General features: G+C 69.0%; 8 protein-coding genes. 5 read left to right on the top strand and 3 right to left on the bottom strand.

Going from position 1 to position 9961, the window contains the following annotated elements; all coding sequences use genetic code 11:
• Positions 1-123 precede the first annotated feature (123 nt).
• Entirely contained in the window at positions 124-279 is a 156-nt protein-coding gene (locus FG154_RS21140) for a hypothetical protein (RefSeq protein WP_186312458.1), read from the bottom strand.
• Between the two features lie 323 nt (positions 280-602).
• On the opposite strand from FG154_RS21140, the gene FG154_RS19640 reads away from it, so the two are divergent.
• The 3 genes from FG154_RS19640 to FG154_RS19630 all read left to right on the top strand — a co-directional run bounded on the left by FG154_RS19640 (position 603) and on the right by FG154_RS19630 (position 5686).
• Positions 603-1892, top strand: coding sequence for a glycosyltransferase (locus FG154_RS19640; protein WP_145111625.1), 1290 nt, complete (start codon positions 603-605; stop codon positions 1890-1892).
• On the top strand, positions 1889-3904 hold the full coding sequence (locus FG154_RS19635) for a hypothetical protein (RefSeq protein ID WP_145111622.1): 2016 nt from the start codon (positions 1889-1891) through the stop codon (positions 3902-3904). Before FG154_RS19640 ends, FG154_RS19635 begins: the two co-directional genes overlap by 4 nt.
• A 321-nt stretch (positions 3905-4225) precedes the next feature.
• Complete coding sequence (locus FG154_RS19630; RefSeq protein WP_145111619.1) at positions 4226-5686, top strand: FAD-dependent oxidoreductase; 1461 nt, start codon at positions 4226-4228, stop codon at positions 5684-5686.
• Positions 5687-5704: 18 nt separating this feature from the next.
• Here FG154_RS19630 and FG154_RS19625 read toward each other — a convergent pair whose 3' ends face one another.
• Positions 5705-7036: a polysaccharide pyruvyl transferase family protein gene (locus tag FG154_RS19625; RefSeq protein WP_145111617.1), complete on the bottom strand. Its 1332-nt coding sequence runs from the start codon at positions 7034-7036 to the stop codon at positions 5705-5707.
• 198 nt (positions 7037-7234) lie between these two features.
• Positions 7235-8653 carry a hypothetical protein gene (locus tag FG154_RS19620; protein WP_145111614.1) on the bottom strand — a complete coding sequence of 473 codons (1419 nt, stop codon included), beginning with the start codon at positions 8651-8653 and terminating at the stop codon, positions 7235-7237.
• Between the two features lie 470 nt (positions 8654-9123).
• Here FG154_RS19620 and FG154_RS21815 point away from each other — a divergent pair, with 470 nt between their 5' ends.
• Complete coding sequence (locus FG154_RS21815; RefSeq protein ID WP_281282097.1) at positions 9124-9258, top strand: hypothetical protein; 135 nt, start codon at positions 9124-9126, stop codon at positions 9256-9258.
• A 376-nt stretch (positions 9259-9634) separates the two neighbouring features.
• Positions 9635-9847: a hypothetical protein gene (locus FG154_RS19615; RefSeq protein ID WP_145111611.1), complete on the top strand. Its 213-nt coding sequence runs from the start codon at positions 9635-9637 to the stop codon at positions 9845-9847.
• Positions 9848-9961 lie beyond the last annotated feature (114 nt).

The following is a 9961-nucleotide window of genomic DNA, read 5'->3' as shown; positions in this document are numbered from 1 at the left end:
ATCGCAGCCCAAACCGCAAACGCCTGAGTGTCCGGTGAAACGGGGGCAAAACCAGTGGCTGGGTAGGCAACCGATGGCCTTTCGGTGGTTTCAACCGAGGCCATATTGGCCGTTTCCGGCAAATCAAAGGCGGACCAACACACTTTCAAGACACGGCCATTTTTTCCGGGAGACATTGCCCGTCGTCATATGCAACGTCGGGAATCGAATCCGCCGCCGCTCGACGACCGGAAAGACCGAATCGGGGCCGCCCGTCGCCGTCGTGATGTGCAGCAGCATCCTCCTCTCGGATGAAGCTCGGGCCGAATACCGAGGTTCGTCCGGCGAGACTTGCCGCTTTATGGCGATGGCTTCCCACTTTTGCGGCGGAGGAACCTCGATCGAGGCCAATTGCGCCCTGTCCCGGAGCGCGTAACATCTGATCGTTCCGGATCGAGACAGTCCCGATCCGGGCGGCCGCCCTTTCTGGCAAGCAATTTCTGCCTGCATTCATTCGATCCATATTCTACGGGTTCTGCAGATGGCGCGACGCATTCGAAGGCTGCCCGGGCGGGTGACATGGCCCCCGAGGATTTCGAGCCCCGGGACGAAGGGGATGCTGCATGCGCTCGCCTGATCGTGTGGTCATCCTGAACGACGCCTCGGTGGTGAGAGGAGGTGCCACCTATCTCGCCACCACCCTCGCCCGATCCCTGCATGCGCGGGGGCTGGCCGTCACCTTCCTGGCCGGCGACAGCGGCAATCGTGACCTAGGAGAGGGGATCGACATGCTGGCGCTGGAGGGGCGGGCCCTGATCCACGCGCCGCGCGCTTCCGCGCTGAAGGGTCTCTACAATGCCGCCGCCCGGCACCGGATCTCCGAATGGATCGCCCGACACGACACGCCCGGAACGGTCTATCACCTGCACAACTGGTCGAACATCCTGACGCCTGCGGTCTTCGATGCGCTGGCCCCCGTCGCCCGCCGCTGCGCGATCCATGTGCATGACTTCTTCCTCGCCTGTCCCAACGGAGCCTTCCTCGACTACCCCCGGGCGCGGGTCTGCAACCGGCGGCCGCTCTCGGCGGCCTGCCTCACGACCCAGTGCGACAAGCGCAGTTACAGCCACAAGCTGTGGCGCTCGGCGCGTCAGGCCGTGCTGTGGAACCGCCTCGCCCCCTTCCGGTCCGGGGCACAGTTCGTGATGATCAACGAGGCGATGCGCTCCCGGATCGGCCGCGCCATCCGGCCGGGACACCTTGCCGCGATCAGCAACCCGGTCGAGCCGTTCGGTGCGCCCGTTCCCGCACCCGAGCGCAACCGGCGTCTTGTGCAGATCGGCCAGGTCCAGCGGCTGAAGGGGGTGTTCGAACTCGCCGAGGCCGGGCGCAGGCTGGGCCTCGGCGTCGATTTCATCGGCATGGGCGACAGTCTCGACGAACTGCGGACCCTCTACCCCGAGCACGCCTATCACGGCTGGATGTCGCGCGAGGAAATAGGGCGTTTCCTGAACGGGGCGCGGGCGGCCGTGGTGGCGACCCAGAGCCCCGAACCCTTCTGCCTCTCGGCCTTCGAATGCGTGGCGACCGGCCTGCCGCTGGTCGTCTCGGACTCCATCCTGACCGCCCGCCAGCTGGTGGAGGCGGGGGCGGCGGTTACGTTCTGCGCGGGTGATGTCGAGGCGCTGACCGCGGCGCTCGGGCGCGTCCTGCGGGACGACGACCTCGTGGCCCGCCTCGCCGCGGCTGCCCGGGAGAGAGGGCCGGGGCTGGCCCCCGGCCTTGCCGAATGGGTTGCGGCGCATGACCGGCTCTATCGCCGGATGCTGGCCCGGAGCCTTGAGCCCGTTTCCCTCCGCCGGCAGGCCGCGGAGGACATGCCTGCCACCCCGGTCGAGGAGGCCCTGGAATGACGACGCGACGCGAGATGGTGAGCGGACTTGCCCTCCTTGCCGGAGCCGCGGGCGTGGCGGGCTGTCCTGCATCCGCCCGGGCGCAGGACAGCCTGCGGGTCACGCTTGCGGACCTGCCGGACCTGCCGGCCGAGCGTTCTCCGGTCTGGGTCGAGGGACAGGGCTGGTTCACGGCCGGACCGGCCGACCAGCGCAAGCCCGACGGGGTGCTGCGCTTCCCCGGCCCGGACGGGCAGGACTGGCGGCGCGAGGCGGCACCGGCGGTCCTGCGGCCGCACTGGTTCGTCGAGACCTCGGACCACGGCGACGACGCCCTCGCGATCCAGCGCGCCCTGGATTTCGCGGCGTCGAATGGCCCCTTTGTCCTTGATCTGGGCTCGCAGCGCTATCTGTGCCGGTCGCGGCTGGTCCTCGACCCGACCCGTGTGGCTCTGCGGGGCGTGGGGGCGGTGCTCGACTTCTCGTCCATGACGCCTCCCGAGGTCCGTCCGCCGGTCGTGACGATCAACACGCTCTGGCCGGACGACAACTGGAGCACCGAAGGCAAGGCGCTCCTCCATGAGGATGGCCGGCGGGACCTGCTGGAGCGGCCCCTCGCGCTGCCCGAAGCCGGGCGTTACCGGGTCTCCTTCGCCGTCTCCCAGCTGACCGGAACGGGCCCTGTTCCCTTCCTGAAGGTGATGCTGGCCGGCCTGGGCGGGCGGCCCCTCGGCAGCACCACCGTGACCGCTCCGGGCCGCTACAGTTTCGAGGTGGAGGGCGGGGAATCCGCTGCCGTCCTGACGCTGGAAAGCGATGCGAAGCTGCGCCTCGAGCGGCTGGAGGTGGACTGGCAAGGCTGGCGCGAATGCGTGCTGGTCCGCTCCACCGCCGACAGTCCGCAGTACGGGCACAAGTGGATCGAGGGGATCGAATTCGCAGGTCCCGGCGAAGGGACGCTGCTGCACGGACTGCGGTTCGAGACGAAGGTCGTGGGCCGGTCCTCGCGCCTCGACATGCAGGGGGTGACGGTCCGGGGCTTCCACACCGGGATGATCTTCTCGCACCGCTCCTACCTGGTGCGGGGATACGGGCTGCGCTGCCTCTCGGAGATCGGGATGCACTTCCTCGGCGGGTCGGAGGATGCCGGGGAACTGTTCTCGTTCTACGGCAGCATCATCGGCGGGGCGAGGATCGCGCTGCTCAACCAGGGCGCCGAGGTCTACCTCGACGGGACATCGGTCAATTTCGTCGACCAGATCATGGCCGGATCGGGCACGCTGACGCTGCACGGCTGCCACCTGGAGATCAACCGGCCCAAGCAGCCCGAGCGGCCGTTGTTCGACCTGTCGCGGGGCAGCGTGACCCTGAACGGGGGGACCTTCCTTGTCACCGGCGCCGGCTTCGAAGAGGGCAACCAGTGCGACGTCATCTTCCACCTGCGGTCGCGCGAGGCGACGGCGGCGATGCGCGACGTGACGGTCTACAATCTCCGCACCCGGAGCGGGGCCCTGGCCAGCGGCCCGGGCCGGCTTGACACCGAGCGCCTGCGCGGCAGCCGTCCCCGCCATGTCGCGCCCATCGTGCAGTTCGATTCCGGCCGGAACCTGCTCGGCCCGCTGCCGATCGACAGCCGCACGAGCGACAGCCGCACGGGCACCTTCAAGCGCCACCCCCTCGACCGGAACGGCTTCAAGGCCACTCCGGGCTACCGGTTCATCTGGCTCTGCGGCCGGGCCCGGCCCGGATGCGAGATCGGCGCCGCCTTCAGGATCCGCGGAGGCCGGCCCGGCCGGGTCCTCGCCCGGCTCGAGGCGGTGCGGGGCGAGAAGCGCGCCCCCATCGGCAGCGACTGGGCCGTCGAACTCTCCTCGGACTGGAAGAGGTTCAGCGCATCCACCATGGACACCCATCCCTCGGCCGCGATGGACGGCCGGATGCCCGAGGGTTGGGAGCATGTCGCCCTCATGTTCGACCTGTCCGGCTACGAGGACGCGGTCGAGGTGGAGGATGTCTTCCTGTCGGCGATCTGAGGCGCTCGGGGGCCACGCCCGTCGCCGACTGCCCCATTGACTGCTCCGACCGTTCCACCTTTAATCGAGTGAGAAATTCCAGGCACGCCTTCCCCGTGAATCGTGGCGGGGGCCCTTTTTCCAGATTAGAAAGCGCAGGATGCGGAAGGCGCAATTCCGCTTCGTGCAGATATTCGTCAGTTCGGTTTTCGTCGATCCCAAGGCATTTCCGGAGGTAATTGATGCGCGCCTTCCCCCTGCCTGGCCTGCGGCTTGCGATGCGGCTTTGTCCCGACCCGGTTTCTGCATCCGCCCTGTCCCTGCTTCTGTCGGGGTAGGATCATGACCACCCCCATCGAGAATTTCGCACCGGCCGGCCCCGTGCAGCCCGCACCGACGACCGTCACCTCCGGCAGGGATGGCGGCGACGAGGCGGAGGACCCGCAAAAGCGCCGGCATCCGGCGCGGGACCGGCATGGGAAGGCCCCGGACAGCGTGATCGTGCTGGGCGCGGGAGTGGCGGGCCTCGCCGCGGCCCACACCCTCTCGGCTGCGGGCCTGTCGGTCACCGTCATCGATCAGGCGCCCAGCTGCGGTGGCGCGCATCGCTCGCACCAGATCGGCCCCTACACCTTCGACCTCGGCAGCATCTTCTACGAGGAGAATGCGGCGCTCTTCGCGCTCGCGCCCGGGGTCCGCGACCTCTGCCCTCCCGTGTGGCGGATGGAGCGGCGGGTCGGGCCGGAGGGGCGGCTGCTGCAGTATCCGATTTCGCTCCGCGAGATCCGCGAGTGGCCCCTGGGGCGCAAGATCCGGGCCGCCGCGGACCTGCTGGCCAGCCAGACCGTGCGCCGGCAGGACGGAACGCTCGAGACCATCTGCCGGACGCGGCTCGGGCGCAGCTTCTACCGCGACACGGGCCTTGCCAGCTACATCGCGCGCTTCCACCACTGCCCGGCCTCGGAGATCGACGAGGAATTCTTTTTCAGGCGCATGTCCCATGTCGAACGCTCGACACGCCCGCGCGCCGTGCTGGCGACCGCCTGGCGCACCGCCGTCCGACCCCCGCCGACGACCACCCCGCGGTGGCCCTTTCGCATTCGTCCCTCGGCGGGCACGTCCCTGCTCTTCGATCCGATCCGCGCGACGCTGGAGGCGGCTTCGGTCCGGTTCCGGCTTCAGGAACGGCTGCTGCAGGTCGAGCCTGTGCCGGAGGGCTTCGTCGTCACCACGACCGGGGGGCGCCACCGGGCCGGTGCGCTGGTCAGCGCCATCCCGCTCGACACGCTGCACCGGGCCCTGTTGGGCACCGGCTCGGGCCTTGCCAGCATCAACCTGCTCTCGCTCTTCGTCTCGGCCGAGCGGCTCGATCCCGGTGCCGGCAACGTCCTGTTCAATTTCCACACCTCGGGACGCTGGAAACGCGCCACGATCCATTCCCGTCTCTATCCCGACCGGCAGACCGCGCGCGAGTTCCTGTCGGTGGAGGTCACGCTGCCGCCCGGTGCCGCGGCCGATCCCGCCGAGGCCTTCCGAGACTTCAGGGATCATGTGGAGGGACTCAGCCTCGCCCGCGGCGTGGCGCTGGAAGGTCACGACGTGATCGAGGCCGCCTATCCGCTCTACCGGGTCGGCGACGTCGAGATTGCCCGCCGCCTGATCGACAGGATCGAGAGGCTGGGCATCGTCTCGGTCGGCCGGCAGGGTCGCTTCGAATACCTGCCGGTCTCGTCGCTGGTGATCCGCCGCGTGCAGGAGGAGCTGTCCCGCAGCCCTGCCCTGCGGCAGGCCGGCCGGGCCTGACAGCGCCGCCGCCTGTGGTCAGGCCACCCCCGCCGCGGGGTGGAAGGCTGCGTAGAGGCGCGCCACATCCGCCGCCGCTTCCGCCACGATGGCTTCGGGCTCGCCCGGCGGCAGGCCCTCCTGCCGGGCCCGGGTCATCAGCCGCAGGGCCTCGGCGGGCGTCGCCGCGGTGACGTCAAGGAGGAAGTCCCCGCGCCCGACCGACGCCATGAAGGCATCGAGCTTGGGATCCCAACGCAGGCCCAGCGTGGGCACGCCAAAGGAATGGGCGGCGATGATCGCGTGCAACCGGAAGGCCACCAGCACGTCGAGCCCGGCAATGACAGAGCAGAGATCGGCCGGGGTCTCCGGCGACAGGATGCGGACGCCCAAAGCCGCAAGGCGAGGCGCCAGCCGGTCGAGGCAGGCGCGATCCTCGGGGCTGCCGTTGGTGAAGGCGCGGACCTCGTGGCCGGCGGTCAGCTCCCGCGCCAGCTCCAGGAACCACCGCTCCAGCCTTTCCTCGTCGGGGGCCTGGTCGGAGTGATAGCGGATCGCCACCGCACTGGTGACACCGATGCCCGCCACCGGACGGGCCCCGGTCACGCGCGCCGGCTGCGGAAAGACGCGGGAGGCCATCAGACCGGGGTCTCGGACCAGTTCGGCCGTCCGCCCGGCCCACGGGGCGAGAAGCTCGTTCCAGGCCGCGCAGGACGCCTCGTCCCGCAGGAAGACGGCCCGCAGATCCGTCCGCGCCAGCGCCCGCCCGACCATGCGAAGCCCCGCATCCGACCAGCCGCGCGACATGCCGCAGGCGTGGATCGCCACAGGGAGGTTGCGCCGGCGGGCTTCCTCCAGCGCGAGCGCGAGCTTGGTGGGAAAGTTCAGGTCGAGATCCGCCAGCAGGTTGCCGCCGCCGATCACCACGGCGTCGGCCCCCTCGAGCCCCGCCCGGTAATGAGGGCGCCAACTCTTCCACTTCAGCAGCGCCAGCGGAGCCCGGATCGCCACGCGCCGGATCGGTCCGGGCAGGGCCGCGAGGACCGCGAGCAGCGCGCCCCGCGCCGGCAGGGCGCTGCCGTGGCCCGTCCGTGCCGCAAGGTCGATCGAGCGCGTCCCGTCACCGGCGCCCAGTTCCACCAGCCGATGCTCGAGACATTCCGCGAGCAGCCCGTCCCCGAGGTTGGGGCTGAACCGGACGTTGAAGCACCGTATTCGGGGCGCACGGGCCGGACTGGCCCCGCCACAGACCCGCCGGTCCCCGGCCGCAGGGGCGGGGCCGGATCCTGTCCGGCGCAGCAGCGCGCCCCATCCGGCGGCCGGAGCGAAGAGGCGCGGTCGCTTGAAGGGGGTTCCAGTCATCGAGGCCATGGGGTCACCTTGCAAGGGGCTGGCGTCGCCTGCGGTCCCGCCACCAGCCTGTGCGGCCGGACGCGACGACGGGTTTCAGTGGGACTGGCCGCGGGGCCAGCCTCGGGGGCTTCGGGACGGGCACGACGGGCAGACCTGCCCGCCCCGTCGCGTCCCGTGTCGGACCTGCTGACACCGGATGCCCACGCGGCCGGCGGCTCAGGCCGTCCGGCTTAGGCCCTGCCCGTCTTTGCGAGGCGCATGCGCGCCAGCCCAGACCGGGGCAGGCACCTCCTGATGCTCGCGGATGGCGCAGGCGATGGCGCAGAAGACGATCATCAGCAGGCCGGGGTCCGGGGATGTCCCGCTGAGAGCCGCCCCCGCGAGCAGGGCCACCACACCGGCCCGCGCGGCCTGATAGGTGCCCGCCTCGGCGCCCCGCCAGGAGCGTCCGACCGCGAGCCACAGGAAGGCGACAAGCAAAAGCGTTCCCGGCAGCCCGACGCTGCCCAGAAGGACGGCGACCAGCCCGTTCGACCGGAGCGAGCCGGCCCCGGCCCCCAGCCCCCAGGTCTCGCGGAAGGCGGTGAGGCCCGACACCGCCCAGGCCTTGCGCTCGATGCCGGAGGAACTGTCGGCCTTGGCGACGAAGATCCGCTCGAACAGGCTGCCGGCCACGTCCGGCAGCGGCGTGAAGATCAGGAGCAGGCAGATGCCCGAGACGAACAGGCAGACCCCGACGATCGAACCGATCATCACCAGGCGGCTCTGGGGCCGCAGGATCGCCGGAAGCGCCGTGAAGAAGATCAGCATCCCCGCCACGCCCATCGCGAAGAGACCGGTGGCCGAAAGCGCGGCGATGGTGCAGAGCCCGTTGCCGATCCCGAGCGCCAGGTCGCGGCCCCGCCGCCCTGCGATGAAGGCCGCCATGAAGTAGGCGAAGAAGGCGGCCGAGGCTCCACCGAAGGCCGACGGTTCGGAATAGCCGCCGATGATGCGGGCGAAGCCGCCCATCGTCTGCTCGTTGGCGAGCGCATACTTGGCGGTGCGGACCTGCTCGAGGATCGGATCCAGCTTCGCCAGGTCCATCAGGGCGAGGACGATGTTCAGTGCGCCGGCGATGGCCAGCGCCCGGTCGCCCCAGGCGACACCCCGGCGACGCAGCGAATCCTTGAGGGTGAGGAAGGCGAGGAAGCTGAGCAGGATGTAGAAGGTCTGCGAAATATTGGACGATCCCGGCCGCAGCGGCACCGGCACGCTCGCGTAGAAGGGATTGATTCGGACGCCCTGCACGCTGCGGGCCAGGGTGAAGACCTCGAACTGGCCGGAAAAGAGCCGGACGAGCACGACGGCGGAGAAGGCCGCATAGGCGGCATAGATCCCCAGCACGACCGTCGAGGCCGTCAGCACCGGCGCCCCCCGGCCCAGAAGGCTCGCCACGATAACGAGGCCGCCGGTCAGCGCCGCGATGAGACTGCTCGCGATCAGCGAAAGCCCCCCCACGGCCGGCAGCGCGATGGCCGCGAACATGCCGAAGGGCAGCAGGGCAATCGCCACGGTGAACCCGTCGTCGAGCCTGCGCAGGATCAGGACCAGCCAGATCCCCAGAACGGCAAGGGAAAGGGGATAAAATATCATGAAGGCAATCGGATTGGGTGACAGTGCAGCATAACACGAAGCACCCCGGCGGGCAGATGAAATCCTCGGGCGACACCGCGCAGACCTTCAGCCGAAAGGCCGGCCAATTCCGTCGTTCCGGAAGGCCCTACTGATCCGAAGGAGGGGCAATTTCCATCTAAACCAGCCCATCGGATTGATTTCGGCAGGAAAGACGATTCTCCAATTCTCTCTTTGACGGAGGCTCCGCTGGATTGCGGAAGCAACACATCGAAGGAGGTCACTTGCGCGAAAGTGCCGACCGCGTAACATCGATCTGCCTTTACCCTTCACATCCAGGGCAGGAGGCGACCGGACACCGCGCCTTCCGGTTCTTAGGCCCCATAGTCACGGTTAACCTGACCGGGTCGGTGGCCTCTCCCGCGGCGTTCTCCTTTGAGGGTTGCGCCAGACGGGCTGGCACTGAGCCTCAAGAACAGGGGAGAGATTGCATGCAGGATACCATGTTTATCGGCCTTGATGTCCACAAGGCGACGATCTCGGTGGCAGTTGCGCAAGGGAAGCGCGGCGGCGACGTCCGGCACTGGGGCACGATCCCGAACCGCTCGATCATGTCTGCAAGTTAGGCGAGAAGCTGGGCTGCGACGGGTGACGGCTCCACTTATGAGGCGAGGCCTGCGGTTTGGCCTCCATCGCCAGCTGAGCGACCTCGGGCATGACTGCGTCGTGGTTGCGCCCTAGCTGATCCAGGTCAAGGCCGGCAACCGGGTGAAGACCCACCGGCGCGACGCGACCTTGCTGGCGAAGCCGCATAGGGCGGACGAATTGGCGGCCATTCGGGGTGAGGCGTCCCGGAATAGATCCGGTGGATCAATTCAGCCTCGAAAGGACGGAGTCCTGATGCGGCGCACGCGGCGATGCGTGATCTGGTCCATGCACGTGCGACGGCGGTGCGGGTCGCGAGCAAGGCGCGCCAGCATCTGCACGGCTTCCTGCTTCGCCATGGCCGGATTCCATCCGGGGAAGAAGAGCTGGGCGAAGGCCTATCGCCGCTGGCTGATGGCGGTGGGGTTCGCGCATCCTGCACAGCAGATCGTGCTGCAGGATCACATCCATTCCGTGACGGACGCAGAGGCCCGCATCAAGCGGTTGACGAAGCAGATCGCTGACCTGCTGCCGGGCTGGGGCCTGGCGCAGGTGGTGGAGGCCGAGTAGGCGATGAGGGGGATCGCCATTGTCCTCGGACCATGTATGGATGGCTCCCGCGTGACAAGGGGGGGCGGCGATCTTCGGCAGCTGGTCGGGTGCGGCCATGTATTCGGCGTCTGA

The organism is Cereibacter sediminicola, assembly GCF_007668225.1.
Taxonomy (GTDB): domain Bacteria; phylum Pseudomonadota; class Alphaproteobacteria; order Rhodobacterales; family Rhodobacteraceae; genus Cereibacter_A; species Cereibacter_A azotoformans.
The sequence above is the reverse complement of the archived record's forward strand: the minus strand, read 5'-3'. Positions and strand labels throughout refer to the sequence as shown.